This is a genomic window from Priestia sp. SIMBA_032 (genome assembly GCF_046535215.1).
Taxonomy (GTDB): Bacteria; Bacillota; Bacilli; order Bacillales; family Bacillaceae_H; genus Priestia; species Priestia aryabhattai.
Genome location: NZ_JAWRXD010000013.1, coordinates 21,904 through 40,109, shown reverse-complemented (window position 1 = coordinate 40,109; position 18,206 = coordinate 21,904). Strand labels below are relative to the sequence as shown.

Below are 18,206 nucleotides of genomic sequence, written 5' to 3'. Positions count from 1 at the left end.
TTATAAAAAACGAAAAAGCACCTTCCAAATGGAAAGATGCTCATCGTAACAATTATTTAATAAATAAAGAGGTCAATTTGTTGTAAAACAAATTGACCTCTTTTTATTTTATCTTTGTTTTCTGTCCCTTAATAGACGGTTATTCTGAGAAATAATAACACTACTGAAAACAGTGGTAGCAACCACACCCAAAATAGAAAAGAATAGCAGTACCACAAAATTATTATTTGAACGCATAGTAAACCTCCGGTTATTTGTGAACTAACAATATTATTTGAAACCCATCTGTTTTTATTCTTTATTAGGCACTATTTCAGTTCTATTCCTTACAGAGAAACGCTCTCTAACAAAATTAACTTTTGTTTTGCGTATAACTACTCATTCGATGCAATTTCAGCGTCTTAAAATATATATATAAAAGAACCCCACTCAATCAGTTAGTTAGAAGGAAGATTGAAGTAGGGTAAGTGTGATTGAATCTCTTTTGAAAGAGAACAATACCATTACACTGTTATTATGTGATGAATCTAATGAGTTATACAAAAATATCCTTTCACCAATCAGTTAAGACCAGTGTATGAACTCATAATATCGGCTCCTTTTTAGAGAAAGAAAAAACAGACCCTACTTTAATGAAGGTCTGCTCTTACTTATTTCCTTATTGATTTTCTCTGTATGACGACACTCAGGAAAAGAGGAACAGCCAAAAAAGCGAGTGCCATTTCCATCTCGTACAACTAAATCCTGCCCACATTTAGGACACTTACGAGGTTCCGGTGTGATATTTTCAAAGATTTCTCGTGCCTTAAAAACAGGATTGACTTCATTAATAAACTTTTGAAGATCCGCACGATCTACTAAGGTCACATCACATGCAGCTGCAAGCTCTTTTGCTTGTTTCGTGAAATAACTATTGGTCACAACCCACGCTTGATTCGCTTTATAATAAGCTTTTGCCGCGTACACTTCTTGTACTGCTGAAAGACTGACCCTATTTTTAGCACTATACCGTTTGGCTTGAATCACAACTTTTTCTTTACCTTTCATCACTAGATCAGCCCCAAAATCACCTGATTTTGGCGTTATTTGTGGTTTGTATCCTAGTTGTTGAAAAAGTGCTCGCAAATATACCTCAAATTGATACCCATCCATCTTATCAATATAAGGCATACCTGATTGAGCTAACTCTTTCATATACCTCCGTTCACGAATCACACGGTAAGCAAATTGAGAAAGTTTAAATAAAATGATGATAAGAAAAAGGTAAAACACACTTTGAAACACTTTATCCATTCATTGAAAGCTCCTGTTCTGTTTGTTTATTCCGGAGACGTGATGCTACAGGTTGAATGCTTTTTCCATTCTTTTTTAATTCTTCGTTCCAATCTTTCGCTCCCTTTGGAATATCTGCTCTTATTAAATCAGCATTCACGATTTGGTTCATTTTGTCAATAAATTCTTTTCCTCCTTGGTCATTATCGACAGCTAACACCATTTCTTGAATGCTTAAGCCTTCTCTTCGAGCTTCGATATAAGATTGAGCAACAGTTTTAGGTTTTAAGCCATTCATACTAATAAGGCGTGTATTCTGCAAACTATTCTCTTGTATACTCCAATAAGAAAGAAGATCAATTGGGCTTTCAAAGAAATGAATCTTGTTTGGGCGACCAACATCAACTGAAAAGCCTGTATGTGGGTTATCGTTCGGTAAGACTTGTTTAAAAGAACCTCGTTTATTTTTTATCGAAGCTGTTCCCTGTCGATCCGCCCCAATCACCTCTCCTTTACCTCCATGCTCACGCCATTTAAATACCACATTGTTTCGTTTGTCCTGGGCGATTAAATCTTTTTGAAGGAGCCAGTTCACTAACCGAGGATCTATTTTACGTTCTTTTATGAGATAATTTTTTACTTTGCTTTGATCCTTCACTTCTAACTCTTTTGGATAGCGAAAAGGCTCGTTAGATTTGGAATTAGTCTGCTGTTCGTGAGAATGAGAAAGCTCTTTATAATCGCCTTTATTGATATCTAATACAGCTTGTGGGAACGACATCCCATAATACATTTGAGCGAAACTGATTGCCCCGTATCCTGTTTCATTCCGGCTATTCCAAGCGTACATATTTCCTTTGATGAGTAAGCTATCATGTTCCGTATGACGATAATAATTTCCTTCTTTTACAAAGGTTTCGCCTTTGGCTTCTAGATACGACAACAAATCAATATCTCTTGCTTTCATAATCTCCTCCTCCTTGACGTGTTTTCGTTCTCCCATCTAATCCCTCCCTCACTTCACCCTATGCAAAAAGGGAGCTTTTCAGCCCCCCTCAGTCATTTTTAATCTTTTGCCATTTTTAGCGTTCTATTTCTTGGGTATATTTCCGTTTTTTTTGAAGAAAATGCTCCATTATTCCGTGCGAAAAATTTGGTGAATCCATTTTGTGATTTCTCTTCTTTTTTCTGTTTGTCATGATCCTTTTTCTCCGTATCTAACGCTTTTTCGAGTTTCGTTAATTTCTCACGTTGAGAATCAGTCAAATTCAACTCTTTTAATTCCTGCAGCACTTCTTTTTTTAATTTGTACACCTTATCAAAGGAATGCTTTTGTTCAAACTCCTTCATTTTGGCCAAACGCTGCTCTTTCTCTTGAGGTGTTTCTTGCTTCAGCTGCTTTTCGACAGGAGCTTTTTCTGGTTCAGCTTCCTTTTTCGCTTCTTTAGAAGAATCTTTTTCATCTGATATGCCTAATTGGGCTAACAAGCTTTGCTTAAACAGTTGCTTATACTGTGCTTCGTCACTAGGCTGCTACAGAACTTCTAGTACCTCTTGTTTGTAATCTTCTTGATATCGGTCCTTCTCTTGTGCCTGTTTTCGTGCTTGGAACTGATGAGAAAGCTCGTTCTCCATGCCTTTCAATTGGTCAGGAGTGAACGTATTTTCCTTTAAAGCACTTGATTTCAACATGACATAATCGTTTTCTGCATTCACACGAGCTAACATACTATCAATATCTTGAGGTTTCTCTTTGTCATGAGCCTGTAAAAACGTAATATAGCTTGTTTTGAGCTGCGTTTCTCGATCTTTCTCTAAAACAGGATTCACATCATGACTCTTCAAAAAATCAAGTGTTGTTTCACTTTCATAAGCTTGTTTTTGTCCTTTTTCATCCGTGGAAACAAGTAAAACCTGCGGTTTTTCCCCTCCTATAGCTGATTGTGTTAAGTAAACAGCGCCCGAAGGTATGTCTTGCAGCTGTTTCTCACTGATGTTCGCCCAATCTGCCTCGATTTTTTCATTTTGTGGGTGCTTCATAAACTTCTTTAATTCTCGTTTATCGGAAACAAGCGTTTTAAATTGGTCATTTGAAAGAGACGTAATTTTTTTCATCATTCTTCCTCCATTTAAGTAGTATTTAGGCAATAAAAAAGAGAGCTCTTTACGCTCCCTTACCTTTCGAGTTCCTGTTCTTCTTTTTTCTTTTTGACGGTGCCTGTACGTTTTTGGAATTGCATTTGACTGCCCACTTCCATACGGTCTTGAAAAGTAAGAGATTGTTCTTGAACTTGACCATTGATGATCCCCTTCTCGTTTTTAGTCATAGTTGAACCAATCTGATGCTCAAGTTTCACGACTTCTTCCTTTGTCATCCATCCGTTTTTAATCGCTTGTGTTTTGGTTGAATAATACTTTTCTTCAGCCGTGACACGATCTAATATGCTATCTACATTTTGTGATGATTCCTGTTGCTGTTTTTGTTTATAATCTTCATATCCTTCTTTCATTTTCTCTTGTACATTTTCAGAAGAAAGAGGATCTCCTTGCTGCTGTTTATCATCACTTTTTTCTGGTGACTGATTTTTTTCTCGTTCTTTGACTAAGGTATCTTCAATGGTTTCAATAAAGCCAACTGATGTTTCATGTACTTCTTTTAAGAGTTTTGTTTTATCTTCAAAGGTCTTTCCTTTTGTCCAATTTGAGAGGTAATCCAACGAATAAGAACTGGTGTCGATCCCAAAATAAGATGAAACTGTGTAAGCTGTCATTTCTGCCTGAAATTCTTTTTCCGCAGCTGTATAGTTTAGATATGTGTCCTTTGTATGAAGTTTGGCATGTGTGAGTTCATGAAGCATTGTTTTTACATTTTGCTTTTCTGAATTACGAGAATTTAGCGCAACTTCTTTTGTTAACGTGTAAGATACGCCTTTTGCGCTGCCTAGTTCTTCTTTAGGAGCAATAATAGAAATACCATTCTTTTCAGCAATAGCTTCCATTCCTTTATAAAGCGCCTTGTAATCCTCCACATTGCCTTCTAACCAACGATTTGGAAAAATCTTAGGTAAATCATTAGTCGTCGCATTCGTTTGACTGACGTCGAAAACATGTCCGACTGAAAAGTACAGTCGGCCTTGAGTGACTTCTTTTTTTCCCTCTTGAATCAGCTTCTTTTCTTGAGGAGTGGCTTTATTAATGGACTTTAATTTCCCATTTTCATCTTTAAATTTGGGAACGGTTTTATTTGGCACAAGAATTTTAATGCCTTTCTCCCCTTTATTGACAGAGAACCCTTTATCTTTCCAAAATTTAAATGATCCAACAGCTTGAGCACCAAAGAACTGTTCCTGAATAAGGGCTGTGTTTGACATGGAGTATTGATAAAACTTACCCATAAAAGATAAATAGTCTTTTAATTCTTCGGCAGAATGAAAATGCTGATCTACTTTTTGTTCCATCCCTTTCGTTAGCTCTTCAACCTCTTTACGCTTATCTTCCACAGATTTTTTCGCATAGGTTTTACTCATCTTCCCCCTCCTCTTCTTGATAGGAGATCCCCTTTAGTTCTTCTAATTCTTGTTCATACCACGGTTCTTCTAAATCCACAAAAAGCTTCTGTGTTTTAATATTCATTGGTACCAACATATTCTCTTGATGCACCACATATTGATGAAACTCCTTCGCTTCTTCTGGACTTAAATTCACCTCTACTTCTTTGTCTTGATACTGTACAATGGCATGATCCTCTCCTACAGCTTTAATTGAAGCTAACACTAAATCTTTATTAAAAAACATATTCATTCCTCCTCTACATTTTTAAATCTATCTTTATATAAATCCATCAATGAGATGGTTGTTTCCCTCTTGATTCTTCTGCATCAACCTTCTTTTGACGTTGATGAGCAATACGATTTCCGACAACTTCTCGCGCAATTCGTGTACTATCCATTTCCCTCATACTTGTCGTCATAAGTCCTTTAAAACCATGATGAGCAAATAATCCATTCATATACTCAATTAAAATTTGTGTGTTTTTATCCGCACTGTTTGCGCCAAGACGAATCTTTTTTAGTTCTTCTTTGATGACATCATGTAGGCTATTGCCAACGACTTCAGAAATATATTTCAATGACCATTCTTGTTCTTGAATCTTTCTATATTTCTCACAAATATCAATAATCGCTTCTGAAGCAAAACGAAGTTTATGTTCCTTCATATACTCTTGAATGTATGCCTCTGTTTCTTCATCCACTGTCACCTTATGTCTGTATTTCTCCATTTTTAATAACCCCTTTCGACTTCACGATTTTGTTCAATATCTTTTTGCAAACGCTCATAATGTTGTCGATTTTTCCAGCTTTCATATTCTGATTTAAAAGCACGTTCCATTTTCTTTAGAGAAACGTGTACAGGTAGATGGTTAGCCGAATAGGACTTTTGCTTTGCCCCAGAAGAAGAAGCTAATACTTTTTTGATATGTGTTTGTTTTCGATCATACTCACGCATTTCGCTTAAAAAAGCATTGCCCATTCGCTTATATAATTCATCTGTTTTGTTTTGCTTATAATGTTCATACCGTTTCTTATCAAACGTTCCTTCACCGTATGCCTTCCTTAACACCTCTACCTCTTGATCCAATTTCTTATTGAACTGTTCAAACTCTTTTGCATGATACTTTTGAATATATTTTTCACTTAATGTATCAATAGAGGATCTTAAAGGTTGCAACGTGTTATAACTGTATTGCCATTGTCTCTTATCTTCTGGAAGGTGATTATAGATGTGCAAAAAGAGTGGTTTAAGCTCTCGATTTCTCCATTTAAAGGAGGAATCCTGTTTCTTGCTTCCTACCATGTTTTTACGGATTAAATCATTTATTTCTTTTTGTTCCTGCCCACGTTCAAGAATCTGACTCACCACTTTTGATTTCATGGCATCTAACGTTTTGGGTTTTCTTTTGCCCCGTTCACGTGTAGGATTTGGTTCTACTGTCGCAACATGAATATGAATGTTGTCCGTGTTGTAGTGTATGGCAGCTGACCAGATAGCTGACTGATCTAGCCTTTCCCTTTTAAGCATTTCCTTCATGGACTGACGGGTAACCTCCATCAATTTTTTTTCATCCACTGTATGAGTATGAGCGTCATATAAACCATTTTCTTGGAGCCAAGGGTTATGAAATGTAATAACATCTTGCCACATGATACTGTTATTTTTTTGTGCTGTTTCAAATAAACCTTTCAATTCTTTTTTCTCATCTTCATTTAACTGATTTGAGTACTCTGTAAATAAAGAGGACGTCTTATCAGGGTTATTCATATAGTCTTGATAAAGAGAAAATAGTTTTTCATGTGCTTCTTGATCTTTCTTTGCATCGTCACGATCAACATACTCCACATACTCCTGAAATTCTTTCTTATCAGAGGTAACAAATTTCGTTTTAAGCACGACTCCTGGTGTAACAGAGGACTGATTCATTTTTCATATCCCTCCAATAAAGAAGCGAAAAGCTCACCCCGTTTTGCTATGCTATAATCCTCAACTTCTTTTAAACTGTTCCTTGTAGATCGTTCAATATTTTGCTCCATATATAACAACTCTTTTTTAATATGAAGTCGTTCCCTCTGTAAAAGATCCTCTATATTTTGAGTAACATCCTTTACGATCCTTTTTATTGAATCATCCTTTCTCTTTTGCGCTTCCTCATGCTCCTGACAGATACAAGAAATCGCATCACCCGTAAATGACAAGTGATGTTCTTTCATATAAGATTGGATATACTTTTTCACTTCAGGTGGTAACGATACTTTCATACGCTCTTTCATCATAACGGTTCATCTCCTCCCATCAATTCATGCATTATGCCATTCATATTTTCCATTGTTGTTGAGCACTGACCCATCATTTGAAGAACTTTCTCTAGCATGTTTTCAAGTTGTAATTCTCTGTTGGTTTGTTCATGAAAAAAAGCCAACATTTCAAGCTGACTTTTTAAAAATTCCTGACGTGATATGTTTTTTCTTTTCGCCATTTCATCAATTTTTTTAACTGCAATAGAATCAACATTTCGAACTTTAATTTCCATTTTATCCGACCTCTCTCAATTTTTAGTGCTCTCCCCAAAACAGAGAGAAGAGCATAAGGGGTTTTTGCCCCCACCATGGGTGGGGGGCTAGGCAAAGCCTAGCAAAACCGTGGGTACATCAAAAAGCCCAAAGTGGCGACTCTCTGGCGACTCAAAAATGATGTCCGGCGACTCTCTGGCGACACATTGGCGAGTTAGTGGCGACACCTCTTTTTTCACTTCATGGCTAAATCTTGTTGCTTTTCATTCAATTTTTGGAGCTTTTCTTGCAAGCTTTTTTGTTCATCTTCATAGAGCTGAATGCTTTCATCGCTCGATTGAATGGCATCCTTTTTCATCGCAATTTTTGATTCCGTATCGGCTTTTTCCTCCTGCACTTGGTACTTCATATCACATTGTAATTCGTTCATTTCTTGTTGCGTTTGACGCTTATGTTTGGCTTCTACTGTGATTGCTTTTTCATAGTTTTTCATTTTCCTTTTGACAAACTGCTTCTCTAAATCATTGACCAAAAGCGCATATTCTTGCTTGTTTTTTGTTCCTTTTCCTTCTTCACTTTTTGTTTTTCGTTGGTCAGAATAGAGTGTCGTAATTAACGCATGAGCGTCTATTTCCTCTGTTGAATCTGTTTCTGAATCACTCGTTATATCATCCACATTTACCGTTTCTTTTTCTTCATTTTCTTGATACAGATCAAAGGCAAGTGCTTCCCAATTTGGAGATAAATCGCTGATTCTTACCACATAATAGCCATTATCTTCATACAATAAATGAACAGGTAATTTGATGTTTGGATGCGCTTTTTCTTGTGCAAGGAAGCTTACTTCCTCTTCATCTGTTTGATCCATTTTGATAACCATATCCAGTGAGCCATTAGCCGGATGATACACACGATTTTCAATCGTGACTGTTCCAGTAATGTTTGAAGAAACCGCCTCATAGGTTTGGGTATGATACAAAGGATCTTCTGTTTTTAAATAGAATTTTGATGTCAGTAAGGATAAAAAACCGATAAAGAAAAAGATCAACATTGCTGTATACTTCCATGACCGATTGCGATTTAAATTAAATCGATAATCTTCAAATTGCTTCTTAAATGCCATCTGCTCCACCTCATTTCATGATTTCTGTTTTCAATTCTTCAATACTATAAACCACCCATTTATTCTCTTCTTTCCGTAGAGAAACTTTAATAATGTCATGCGTTTGATCATCGACATTTTCATCTTTTATGACAAGATGATTCGTAAATTCAGCAATCACTTCGACCTCTTCTTGTCCTTCATCATATTGTTGTACATAAAGCTGTAAATCGTTTGGAACTGAAGTGTAACTATCTCCATATACGAACTTTTCAGAAGGATAAAATTGCTCATAAAGCTCTTTGTCCATGATGGATTTTGCAACCTTCTTTTGTTCCTCAAATCCTTCTTTTTCATCGAATATCACGATAGTACGTATCCCCCTTTTAACTTTTGAATAGAACTTAGTTAAATTGTTAGAAGTAACCTGTAGCAATGGACAAAAAGAAAGAACGTGTTTCAATGAAAACACGTTCTGACTGTACGTTGTTATACTATTTGTTTAGTAAAAATATTTGGTTCCGAAAAATGAAATAACTAATAAATCATGGTTCCTCTAATTTTCTTTATTCTCCCGTATTAATTTATCACGATCAATAAATTGAGGAGGTTTCTCCATCCAAGAACGCTCAATTAACATATTCGCTCCATCTTCAGCGTAGGCTCCTGATTTCATAATAAATTTACTATAAAGAGCTGCTAAATCATGCCGTATACTTAAGGACATAGCACTTCCATATGTTGCAACTCCAAGTGCACACAATGCATTAACAAAACAAAGCATAGCCTGATCAGAATATGGGGCGACAGTAGAGTCTGTGACACACGTATCCCACGTCATAGAGGCAGGAATATCACTTTCATGCAACATCTTATGAGTATTATAGAGAATATCTGAAGTAATTTTCGTGCCACGTATAAAATGTTTTTTTATTTCAATATCCTTTGCTACCTGAGAAAACCCTAAAAGGATATCCTTCCCTAATTCATTATTAAGTGAAGTCATATATAAATGAGAGGTTTCCAGTGCAAGTAAAGATCGTTTGTGCCCAAACCATCCGGTCAGAAATTTCTGCTCTGTCACAAACTCTACTTCCTTTGGATAATCCATATAAGGTGGCCGAATAAAGACACCTTTTTCCTTCATGACTTCTCGTGTAGCACCATTAAGACTAATAGCCTCTTCCACATAGTTATGGAATAAATGATGGATATCTTTCCGACAGGCCAATGTAATACCACCTGCATGTGCAGTCATCCCAAATTTACTCATGTGTAGAAGATATGCCATATAAAAAACATCTGTAAAAAGACGGGGCGCACTTAATTTAACGTGTTTTTCTACTGGAAACCCAACTGGTTTAGGAATTCCCTCTTTTTGAAAAATCGTTTCTATTTCTACTAGGTGCCCTTGAGCTACGTTAATTGTTTCCTCTAAAAGAGGTTTTACATCAGAGTCTTCCACCGTTTGTAAAAAATGTGTGACCATACAAATATTTAAACTATCATTCATATAAGTATTCCAAAGATTTGAGATTTCAGCGCTTGCAAGACGCGATGATTTATTTATTTCTACCATATATTATCCTCCATTCATGTTTATAATTTACAAAATTTGCTAATAATAAACGTGAAGTTTGAGAATTTTAACTTGGACTCTCCATTCAGAACCATCCTCTCTACCAAGGATGGTTTTTTCTTATTTATGATAAGCTCCTTTTTATTCTTGATCTCGATCAATGGCACAATACGTGTTCTTCTTCCGTACCAATGTAAGCAACAACGCCTCATACATCCGTTTTTTAGGGTTTGTACTTGGTCTAACGATCATCAATAGCCCAAATATGCCCATGAAGATATAAAAGGGAATTTGAAGTATAGGATGAATAAAAAAACGTAACATCATCGTGACCATAAGTAAGCCAATAATGAACAACAAATCGAAGAGATAAAGTGATTTATTAATCTTTAATTCCGTCGAGATTTCTTTCGGAATGTTATAGTTTTCCATGATTCTTCTCCTCCCTATAAAAAAGAGAAGTAACAAGCGTTACTTCTCTTCTGGTTTATTTCGTTTCTTTGATCCAAGATTTCGTAAATCTCGCCCTGTATTTCGTCCAATTTGATAAGAACGTTTTGTTTTGTGGATTGTTTGCGAATTATCAATACGTTCTTTTACCTTTCCTACCCCTCCCTTAAAGTTATCTTTTACCACTTGTGCAATATTGCGTGTTTCTATCCGGTTCTGATCTGGCATTGGAATATCGTCTGTAGAAGCAGGAACTGTGTCTTTTTCAATCTGTTGTTTTCCTTGGCGAGGTTCCTGTGTAGCTGCCACTTGTGCTTGGGCTTGATCCATCCCTGTCGGCATGGAAACAGACGGTTCTCTTGTTGGTGTAGGATAGCTTACGTTTTCTACAGAAGAGCCACCTTCACTTGTACTTCCGCCGTAACCAGAAGTTTGAATTCTTTCATGTAATAAAGATAAATACCACTATAAAATACAGACGATGCTTTGCGCCTCGAAATAAGTTCACTTTAAGTTCATCTAGATTTACATTTAGTTAAACTAAAGGTGAACTCAACTTACCCGACATGTACACTACATTCCGGACAAGTTAAACCATCACCCCAACAAGTTCAACTAAAGCCGTCACTTGTCCGAATGTTCGCCGGAAAGATGTACAAGATGTTGTTTTGTACGACTCTTTTTGTTTTCTTAATGCCTTTATTTGTTCAAAATTTTGTTTTGTACGGTATAAAACGTTTTTATTATGTTATCATTATGTCATGATGTATTTTTTCAAAGGAGGTTTTTTGTAATGGACTACGAAAAAGTGTATTCTTTGACGGCAATAGCAGACAAACTAGGGCGTTCAAGGTCTAGTGTCTATGATTGGCTCCATACATATAAGGAATTTATAGAACCGCACACCGTCGGAAAAGGCCGGACAAAGAAATACAAAGAATCTATTTTTCCTGTATTGTCACTTATAGAAGACTTGAAAGCCGAAGGGCATCCTAATGACTATATTCGTGCTTTGCTTGCTTCGGAAGGTCATGATATTGTTGTTGAAGGGGAAACAAATGAGAATGCTCCAGTTTTGACACAATTGACTGAAGCATATAAAACTATCCTAACGAAAGTTGAAACGCTGGAATCACAAAATAAAGACTTAGCACGTCAAAATGAAAAAATGGCAAATGCTATGCAGGCAATGGCTGAAGTAATACGACAAACGGCGGCAACTAATGAAGAAAAAGAAGCAGAGCGTGAAAAACGACAACTTGAACGTGATCAAATGTTGATAGATACTATGCGACAGCTTCATGCTGACAAACAACAGGAACCGAAAGGCTTCTTCTCAAAACTATTTGGTAAGTAAAAGAACCCCAACGAATTAATCGTTAGGGTTCTTTTATTTATATAGTTGGTCTCCACCTACTAAAAGGGTTATTCTCATTTGAAGATTTACATAATCTAAACGTTTTTGGCATAAAAAACAACAATTTTAACACATTCTAAGCTAATTTGGGAGGGGAAAAAAATTCCCCTCCCCAAAACTAAAAATCTCATATATGATGGACTCCATCTCTACACTAATATGGCATCTGCATAGCTGAATATACTTCTTTTGATATATTTTACTAATTTTTTATTGAATTGTGAGACTACTTAACGCTATAATTAAACTAACAAAAATGTCCGGAATAGAAAAAAGACTTCAACTGTTTAAGTAGTGCAGCAACACTCTTAAACCGTTCACCCTAAATACGGTAGGGAAAACACTTGTCGAAGTCTCTTGTTAATAGAGTTAGTTTTTCTATAAAATAAAACTTATGTTTTTATTTTATATGAAATTGACATCTATTTCAAGGGCTTAGTTCATCAAAATCAAGGCATTGTTTTCCTTTTTCCAGGGAAACAGTGTCTTTTTTGTGTTCCTTAAAGGAGAAGATGAACAAATGACAAAGATATTAACCTGCTATTTAAAAGATGTAGATACCTTTAATGGACGGTTCAAATGGCTATGGACCAACAAGTCCACACTTCGGAAAAAGAAAGAAGAGTTTTTAGACACTCTTCGTACCCACTTTAAACAACAACAATCAGCTATACATAAAGAATTTCCTAAAAAGAGAATGGAAATGCTCGATCACGTCATCTATAACCTAGTGGCTACGGGCATTCAAGCGATCCGTTCTGAAACGCTCATGAAAAAATTTAATGTTTCCAAAAGCACTGTTTCTCGTTTTGTACGTTCGTTAAAAATGACGCCGTTTATTATTGTCTCTCGTTACATTAAAGAAGACACAAACGGTGCTCATCCTGACAGCTATGTATTTATCCTTAAAAGTCATAAAAACTTTGACAAAATTTGTGATGAGATCTTTTTTGCGCATGACATGACAGGGGTTCAAAATGTCCAAAAAGAAGAAATGACAACTCCTATGACAACTCCTGTGACGAATCAAGAAATGGCCGAAAACGTTGATATAACAGGCTTAGAGACCGATAAATCACCTGATGCCTTTATTAACCTTGATTTACCTGTAAATCATATAAATAATCATTTAATATCTGTTTCACAGTCATTCAGCTATATCAAAGGTGTGCCTAAGAAAGTCAATCAAGTCTATGCAGGTAAATATGGGCATCAACTACAAGACTTTTATGCTCGTATTCAAAATGCTGCAAAAGCTGTGAAACGAGATACAGAGATTGAGATAAAAAAAGAGCAAGTCCATGAAATTGCGTATTCAACCATTGTTGGATTAGATAAATATGTTCATGAAGCCAATCAACAAGGCAATCCTTTATCCCTAGGGGATATGTGTCGATTAGTCTATCAAATTGCGAAAAATCAATTCTACGAATTCGTAGATCCTAAAGGGCAGGATTATTCATCAGTATACGCAAACCAACAAGAAGTTATACATAACGAAAGCGAAACTAGAACATTGGCCAAACCGAAACATATTATCCGTAAAGAATTGGTTCCTGATTGGTTAAAAGCTGAAGAGGATCAAAAAGAGAGTGTACAAGAAACAGAAGTTACGTTGGAGCAGAAGCTTGAAATGATTGAGCTGAAGCAAGATTTAGGTCAAGAACTCACACTAGAAGAAGAAAGATTGCTGCAGGAGCATAGCTCCACGTATAGCTTGTTGGAGATAGCTCAGGTGAAACAGGACTTAGGACAAGCTTTAACACCAGAGGAACAAGAATGTTTACGTCAACATAATCAGTTAAAAGACACAGCTTCCTAGTCAAAAAAAGTAGAAATTCCTTAGAAGCTGATGTTTTAATAGAATATGTTTATTTAGAACTGTGTTCTAAATAAACAATAACTAATAATCTACGCAGGAGGAGACTATTATGCCACACAAAATTACCTTAACTGGATCAGCTACAGGACCCTTACGTGAATACGATCGCTATGTTGCCTTTGATATGCGTGAAAAAGGGTCACCATCTGCGCCTAAAGGATTAAAGAAGAGTACCTTTATTTCGTACACAGTGTTTGTTGCGAAGAAAGCCTTTAATAAAACGGGTCTAACTAAGAAAAGCATCATGCATGAAAAGATCTTAATTCAAGGGGAACCAACGTTAGACATTCCCATTGATGAATGCCCTGGCGAAGTAGGAGTCATTTGTTTTCAAATTACTGTTCTCCCGAACAAAAATGAGAAAGAGAAGAATGAGTCAGATGCAGAAAAAGAACCTAAAAAAGAGGCTTCTGCGCCTTCTGAAACACAAAAGAACACGGAACCTACTAAACAGGAAGAGGCACAAGCAACTGTTTCTCAACCTGTAGCAAAGGAAGAGAAGAAAGAAGTAAAGACTATTCAGCCAGAAGTACAACAAGCGCCTACAGAAGAGAAAAAGGCCGAGGAAAAAAAGACAACACTATCCAACCAACCGAAGGGAACTCAGGATCTATTGAACTTTGATGATATTATCGTTCCTGAAGAGTTCTTAAAGACACGCCCAAATCCTGAAAAAACACAAAAGGTTATCGATTTTGTGAAGCGTACAGGACGCCTAGATGAGCCATTAACGATTGAAAAAGGATCGAATGTCTTAAAAGATGGATACCGCCGTTATATCGTGGCCAAAACGGTCAAAATGGATCAAGTTCCCGTTGTCTATGAATATCAAAAGTAAATAAAGTGAGAGTAGAATGGTGTAGAGGGAGAACATCTTGACTCAAGGTGAAAAAGAGAACCCTAATATCGAGCACGTGGACTTGGATTATCCCATGGCTATGAGAATACTAGGCTGTCGATTATTAACGGTAAAACATGAATTGAAAAAATGTGAACGAAGATGAAAAGTAGTTACAGAAAGAAGCTAAAGCAGGAGAAACCATTGCAATGAGGAAGTATGGCACCTATTTATTTCATGAATTAAATAGGTGAACGCACTATCTTACCTGCAGCTAAAACTGTTCCTTGGTACATTAACGGCAAAATGACAAAATACCAAATATGGTCCTCTTACTATTTGAAGGTTTTTATGTATATACCTAGAATAGTTCTCTTGATAAGAGGAGGTGATCATATGTTGAGAGTCATAACCGCAGAAGCAGCATATACCACCGAAGAATTAGCCGATATACTTGGTTTGCCCATATCAACTATACGAAAATACAACTTCCATTTTGCCAAAATTGGTGTGCACTTTACTAAAAAACAAGGTAGATTAGCTTATACAAATGACGACGTTACCATCTTTCATGAACTAAAAAGAATTTATGCTCATCCCGAAATGACCTTAGAAAAAGCCGTTATAACCGTTGCAAAAAAATTTAACTTAGTACAAATACCAGCCACTCCACCTAACATTTCAACTGAAAAGCAAACCCTTAGCCTAGAACCACGTGAGATGCAAATGAAAGAGATACAAAGCTATATCGATGCAAAATTTGAGGAACGCGAACGTCAATTAATTTCAATGGCTCGTGAAATTCGGGCGTTAAAAAAAGCACAACAACAAAAGAAGAGTTTTTATAAGTGGTTAAAAACCTTTTTTGAAAAATGATTTGCTAGAATGATGGTATCTCGTTATCTCATATTCACACAAAAAAACCTTTTTCCTCTGCCTAGAGGGAAAAGGTTTTTTGTGTGAAGTTCAATTGTAAAGAATATCGATAACAAAGACCGCCCATTATGTATCAGTGTATAAGGCGGTCTTAACTGTATTCATGCTATATGTTTATGACAAAAATATCGACAACATGTGTAGAGGAATCTTATTTCTCTTATTCTATGCTAAAAACCCTTCCTTATTCCTAATTTTTCAAACACTTTTGATTCAATTTGGTGCAAAGTGGACAAGCTAATAAAAAAGGAGAGTGAGAGATGTGTTTTGGTGGCGTAACCCGAATCGCAGTAAATTTGGTCGTTGGCTGGATCGAGAAGGAATTACACAAAGTGAATTTTCTGAACGAAGTGGTGTTTCCCGAAACACTATTTGGCGAGTTTGTAACACCAAAGGTTATATTCCAACTCCTAGAGTAATGAAAAAGATCATGGCCACTGTTCAAAAAGTAGATAAAACAAAAGATATTGATGATTTCTTTCAATTCTAAACCCCATGTAAATGATATATAACATGGGGTTTAGTGTTATATGGAAATGTAAATTATGTTGCTATATTTCGATTTAGGATCAGTTCGAGATAAAGGTTGTTTTAAGTATCTCGCCTTCTTTTAAGCTATAACTAATTAATAAAATTTAGTTAAACCAATCTAGAGCTCCTACTAGAAAGAACTTGCCTATAAATTTTTATCTTTAAAGTTAATGTCCCCATATAATCGTTTTAGAGAATAAACCTCATTCTCTATTAAATTAACTGTCTTCAAGCTATTATTCCTCTTTCTACATGCTCAATGTAAATACTTTTCCCATTATATATTACATTGGCCATGTCCACTGAATCTGTAATTTCTTGTGCTCTTTGTACATCCACCTTTATCTCGCCTCCTTTTTATTTATAAAAGTGACAGTATTGGTTTTTGATTATTTTTTATCCATTTAATCCTCTATTTCAAAAAAAGAAGGATGACCACTTTCCATTAAATACCTTATGTGCTAGGAGCCTAAGTATTATATATACTTATATAATAAGAGCAGGAATTATCCAGATTTAGTTTTTTACAATTTATCTTTTGAGTAAATAGCTAAGTCTAATTATTCCCTATTAACTTCTAGGAGGATAGAGTAATGCGAATAATAATTGCCGATAGAGACTCTACAGAAAGAATAGGTATTAAATGGTTAATAAATTCTTATTCTATGAAATTTAATGAAGTATGTTTAGTTGAAGATGCAAGGCAGTTTATTAATGAATTTGAAAAAAGTGAACCAGATATATTGATTTTAGAGTTAGAAATGTTTTCACCTAACAGTTGGGAGATTATCTTAAGAAAAGTGGAAAATTACCAAGGAGTTATAATAGCTATCACTACTGAGGCAATTTTTGAACGTGCCTGGCAAGCAATTCAACTTCAAGCTGTTAATTTATTAGTAAAACCATTGTTACCTGAGAAACTAAAAGAGTCATTAGAAAAGAGTATAAAAAAGCTATCAAATTTTAAAGAGAAGTCTATTCATTTAGAAAACAAAGATGAAAATTATAGATATTACCAATCATTGATGATAGAAACTGAGGTAAAGTTTTCTAATGATTATAAAGGAATGATGATAATAAAACCGGAATATCCAGACGATTTAAAAGAACTTTATAAATATATTAATGAATACATATTTATGGAAACACCGGTTGTTTTATTATTTAGTGATTACATAGTATGTCTTTTTTCTGTTTTTGAAATGGACAAATTGTACATAGATTCTACTAGATTCATTAGTAATTCAATCAAATTACTGAACGGGGGAGTTTTTATTAGTATTGACTCCATAAATAAAGTTGAGGACTCCTTACATGCCTGTTATATGAGGTGTATCCAGACGTTAAAAATGGTATTTTACAAGGGATATACACAAGTTATGAAGGCTTCCGAATTCCCGAGCTTTGAAGAATTTGATCCTTTATTAAATTCTGAAGAACAACGAATATGGATTAAAATGTTAGAGGGAGAAAACCTAATACCTATAAAAAATTGGCTTTATGAGAAATTCACTAATTTTCCTAACGGGTACCCTGAACCTGAGTTAATCCGTATTAGCCTTACTAGTATTCTTGCACAGATACGGAGGCATATGAAATCCTATCGATTAGAAAAAAATCAAGCATTAGAGGAACAATATCAAAACATTTTTAACATTGTTCTTAATTCACCAGTACTTTTTAAAGTTGTACAGGAATTATTACTTTTTATTGATAAAATTTTAGAACAAGTTAAAACTCAGCAAAAAAATACTCAAAATGACTTTATTGAACTCGGTTTGAGGTTTATTGATGAACACTTCAGTCGGACAGATTTAAATCTCATAGTAGTAGCTGATTATGTTAATAAAAGTCCAAGTTATTTTAGTTATGTATTATCTCAGAGAACATCACAAACATTTCAGCAATACCTTACGAATGTTCGGATAAATAAAGCTAAACATCTATTATCTACAACATCACTGTCAATTCAGCAAATTTCATTTTCTATAGGTTTTTCAGACCCGAATTATTTCAGTAGGGTATTTAAAAATCAGACTGGTGTATCACCTTCTACCTGGAAAAATCAAATATTTATCTAGATATCTAGTTATTTTCCTATAATTAATGAAGAATTTGGTAATATTAAAGATTA

General features: G+C 35.3%; 22 protein-coding genes and 1 pseudogene. 7 read left to right on the top strand and 16 right to left on the bottom strand.

Going from position 1 to position 18,206, the window contains the following annotated elements:
* Positions 1–624: 624 nt before the first annotated feature.
* The 15 genes and pseudogenes from SB717_RS25110 to SB717_RS25040 all read right to left on the bottom strand — a co-directional run bounded on the left by SB717_RS25110 (position 625) and on the right by SB717_RS25040 (position 10,810).
* Complete coding sequence (locus SB717_RS25110; protein ID WP_410905170.1) at positions 625–1,293, bottom strand: restriction endonuclease; 669 nt, start codon at positions 1,291–1,293, stop codon at positions 625–627.
* The gene (locus tag SB717_RS25105) at positions 1,286–2,275 is read right to left on the bottom strand and encodes a toprim domain-containing protein (RefSeq protein ID WP_410905168.1); all 990 of its coding nucleotides are present in this window, start codon (positions 2,273–2,275) and stop codon (positions 1,286–1,288) included. Before SB717_RS25105 ends, SB717_RS25110 begins: the two co-directional genes overlap by 8 nt.
* A 62-nt stretch (positions 2,276–2,337) precedes the next feature.
* Positions 2,338–2,760, bottom strand: coding sequence for a guided entry of tail-anchored proteins factor 1 (locus tag SB717_RS25100; RefSeq protein ID WP_410905166.1), 423 nt, complete (start codon positions 2,758–2,760; stop codon positions 2,338–2,340).
* Positions 2,761–2,805: 45 nt separating this feature from the next.
* A complete protein-coding gene (locus tag SB717_RS25095) occupies positions 2,806–3,390 on the bottom strand; it encodes a hypothetical protein (RefSeq protein ID WP_410905164.1) in 585 nt (194 codons plus the stop codon).
* A 452-nt stretch (positions 3,391–3,842) separates the two neighbouring features.
* Positions 3,843–4,799 (bottom strand): annotated as a pseudogene (locus SB717_RS25090) (ArdC-like ssDNA-binding domain-containing protein); the annotation flags it as partial.
* Positions 4,792–5,067: a hypothetical protein gene (locus tag SB717_RS25085; protein WP_075422172.1), complete on the bottom strand. Its 276-nt coding sequence runs from the start codon at positions 5,065–5,067 to the stop codon at positions 4,792–4,794. The pseudogene SB717_RS25090 and the gene SB717_RS25085, both read right to left, overlap by 8 nt.
* A 46-nt stretch (positions 5,068–5,113) precedes the next feature.
* Entirely contained in the window at positions 5,114–5,551 is a 438-nt protein-coding gene (locus tag SB717_RS25080) for a hypothetical protein (RefSeq protein WP_410905162.1), read from the bottom strand.
* A 2-nt stretch (positions 5,552–5,553) separates the two neighbouring features.
* A complete protein-coding gene (mobP2, locus tag SB717_RS25075) occupies positions 5,554–6,750 on the bottom strand; it encodes a MobP2 family relaxase (protein WP_410905160.1) in 1,197 nt (398 codons plus the stop codon).
* Positions 6,747–7,100 carry a hypothetical protein gene (locus SB717_RS25070; protein WP_410905158.1) on the bottom strand — a complete coding sequence of 118 codons (354 nt, stop codon included), beginning with the start codon at positions 7,098–7,100 and terminating at the stop codon, positions 6,747–6,749. The genes mobP2 and SB717_RS25070 overlap by 4 nt, the downstream gene beginning before the upstream one ends.
* Positions 7,097–7,357 carry a hypothetical protein gene (locus tag SB717_RS25065; protein WP_410905156.1) on the bottom strand — a complete coding sequence of 87 codons (261 nt, stop codon included), beginning with the start codon at positions 7,355–7,357 and terminating at the stop codon, positions 7,097–7,099. The genes SB717_RS25070 and SB717_RS25065 overlap by 4 nt, the downstream gene beginning before the upstream one ends.
* Positions 7,358–7,572: 215 nt before the next feature.
* On the bottom strand, positions 7,573–8,460 hold the full coding sequence (locus SB717_RS25060) for a hypothetical protein (protein WP_410905154.1): 888 nt from the start codon (positions 8,458–8,460) through the stop codon (positions 7,573–7,575).
* A 10-nt stretch (positions 8,461–8,470) separates the two neighbouring features.
* Positions 8,471–8,806, bottom strand: a complete 336-nt coding sequence (locus SB717_RS25055; protein ID WP_410905152.1) for a hypothetical protein — start codon at positions 8,804–8,806, stop codon at positions 8,471–8,473.
* 189 nt (positions 8,807–8,995) lie between these two features.
* Positions 8,996–10,018, bottom strand: a complete 1,023-nt coding sequence (locus SB717_RS25050; protein ID WP_410905150.1) for a DUF3231 family protein — start codon at positions 10,016–10,018, stop codon at positions 8,996–8,998.
* A gap of 141 nt (positions 10,019–10,159) precedes the next feature.
* Positions 10,160–10,450: a DUF5592 family protein gene (locus SB717_RS25045; RefSeq protein WP_043978011.1), complete on the bottom strand. Its 291-nt coding sequence runs from the start codon at positions 10,448–10,450 to the stop codon at positions 10,160–10,162.
* Between the two features lie 39 nt (positions 10,451–10,489).
* Positions 10,490–10,810 (bottom strand): hypothetical protein, encoded by a 321-nt coding sequence (locus SB717_RS25040; RefSeq protein WP_043978010.1) that lies wholly within the window; start codon positions 10,808–10,810, stop codon positions 10,490–10,492.
* Between the two features lie 451 nt (positions 10,811–11,261).
* Here SB717_RS25040 and SB717_RS25035 point away from each other — a divergent pair, with 451 nt between their 5' ends.
* From SB717_RS25035 to SB717_RS25010, 6 genes are all read left to right on the top strand, one after another.
* Positions 11,262–11,825: a helix-turn-helix domain-containing protein gene (locus tag SB717_RS25035; RefSeq protein WP_043978009.1), complete on the top strand. Its 564-nt coding sequence runs from the start codon at positions 11,262–11,264 to the stop codon at positions 11,823–11,825.
* A 580-nt stretch (positions 11,826–12,405) separates the two neighbouring features.
* The gene (locus tag SB717_RS25030; protein WP_410905147.1) at positions 12,406–13,707 is read left to right on the top strand and encodes a replication protein; all 1,302 of its coding nucleotides are present in this window, start codon (positions 12,406–12,408) and stop codon (positions 13,705–13,707) included.
* Positions 13,708–13,816: 109 nt separating this feature from the next.
* Positions 13,817–14,605, top strand: a complete 789-nt coding sequence (locus SB717_RS25025; RefSeq protein ID WP_410905145.1) for a ParB N-terminal domain-containing protein — start codon at positions 13,817–13,819, stop codon at positions 14,603–14,605.
* A 37-nt stretch (positions 14,606–14,642) separates the two neighbouring features.
* Positions 14,643–14,771 (top strand): hypothetical protein, encoded by a 129-nt coding sequence (locus SB717_RS25020; RefSeq protein WP_261590053.1) that lies wholly within the window; start codon positions 14,643–14,645, stop codon positions 14,769–14,771.
* A 230-nt stretch (positions 14,772–15,001) separates the two neighbouring features.
* Positions 15,002–15,481, top strand: a complete 480-nt coding sequence (locus SB717_RS25015; RefSeq protein ID WP_097826788.1) for a MerR family transcriptional regulator — start codon at positions 15,002–15,004, stop codon at positions 15,479–15,481.
* A 322-nt stretch (positions 15,482–15,803) separates the two neighbouring features.
* A complete protein-coding gene (locus tag SB717_RS25010; RefSeq protein ID WP_053488389.1) occupies positions 15,804–16,031 on the top strand; it encodes a helix-turn-helix transcriptional regulator in 228 nt (75 codons plus the stop codon).
* 269 nt (positions 16,032–16,300) lie between these two features.
* On the opposite strand, the gene SB717_RS25005 is transcribed toward SB717_RS25010, so the two are convergent.
* Positions 16,301–16,411, bottom strand: a complete 111-nt coding sequence (locus tag SB717_RS25005; protein WP_328246892.1) for a small, acid-soluble spore protein, H family — start codon at positions 16,409–16,411, stop codon at positions 16,301–16,303.
* 254 nt (positions 16,412–16,665) lie between these two features.
* Between SB717_RS25005 and SB717_RS25000 the strand changes: the two genes are divergently transcribed.
* Entirely contained in the window at positions 16,666–18,153 is a 1,488-nt protein-coding gene (locus SB717_RS25000) for a helix-turn-helix domain-containing protein (RefSeq protein ID WP_410905142.1), read from the top strand.
* The last annotated feature ends 53 nt before the right edge of the window (positions 18,154–18,206 follow it).

Coding starts and splice junctions, on each gene's coding strand:
- SB717_RS25035 (WP_043978009.1), top strand. CDS start 11,262: ATGGACTACGAAAAAGTGTATTCTTTGACGGCAATAGCAGACAAACTA.
- SB717_RS25110 (WP_410905170.1), bottom strand. CDS start 1,293: ATGGATAAAGTGTTTCAAAGTGTGTTTTACCTTTTTCTTATCATCATT.
- SB717_RS25025 (WP_410905145.1), top strand. CDS start 13,817: ATGCCACACAAAATTACCTTAACTGGATCAGCTACAGGACCCTTACGT.
- SB717_RS25080 (WP_410905162.1), bottom strand. CDS start 5,551: ATGGAGAAATACAGACATAAGGTGACAGTGGATGAAGAAACAGAGGCA.
- SB717_RS25065 (WP_410905156.1), bottom strand. CDS start 7,357: ATGGAAATTAAAGTTCGAAATGTTGATTCTATTGCAGTTAAAAAAATT.
- SB717_RS25000 (WP_410905142.1), top strand. CDS start 16,666: ATGCGAATAATAATTGCCGATAGAGACTCTACAGAAAGAATAGGTATT.
- SB717_RS25095 (WP_410905164.1), bottom strand. CDS start 3,390: ATGATGAAAAAAATTACGTCTCTTTCAAATGACCAATTTAAAACGCTT.
- SB717_RS25070 (WP_410905158.1), bottom strand. CDS start 7,100: ATGATGAAAGAGCGTATGAAAGTATCGTTACCACCTGAAGTGAAAAAG.
- SB717_RS25060 (WP_410905154.1), bottom strand. CDS start 8,460: ATGGCATTTAAGAAGCAATTTGAAGATTATCGATTTAATTTAAATCGC.
- SB717_RS25015 (WP_097826788.1), top strand. CDS start 15,002: ATGTTGAGAGTCATAACCGCAGAAGCAGCATATACCACCGAAGAATTA.
- SB717_RS25040 (WP_043978010.1), bottom strand. CDS start 10,810: ATGCCGACAGGGATGGATCAAGCCCAAGCACAAGTGGCAGCTACACAG.
- SB717_RS25030 (WP_410905147.1), top strand. CDS start 12,406: ATGACAAAGATATTAACCTGCTATTTAAAAGATGTAGATACCTTTAAT.
- SB717_RS25050 (WP_410905150.1), bottom strand. CDS start 10,018: ATGGTAGAAATAAATAAATCATCGCGTCTTGCAAGCGCTGAAATCTCA.
- SB717_RS25045 (WP_043978011.1), bottom strand. CDS start 10,450: ATGGAAAACTATAACATTCCGAAAGAAATCTCGACGGAATTAAAGATT.
- mobP2 (WP_410905160.1), bottom strand. CDS start 6,750: ATGAATCAGTCCTCTGTTACACCAGGAGTCGTGCTTAAAACGAAATTT.
- SB717_RS25105 (WP_410905168.1), bottom strand. CDS start 2,275: ATGGGAGAACGAAAACACGTCAAGGAGGAGGAGATTATGAAAGCAAGA.
- SB717_RS25085 (WP_075422172.1), bottom strand. CDS start 5,067: ATGTTTTTTAATAAAGATTTAGTGTTAGCTTCAATTAAAGCTGTAGGA.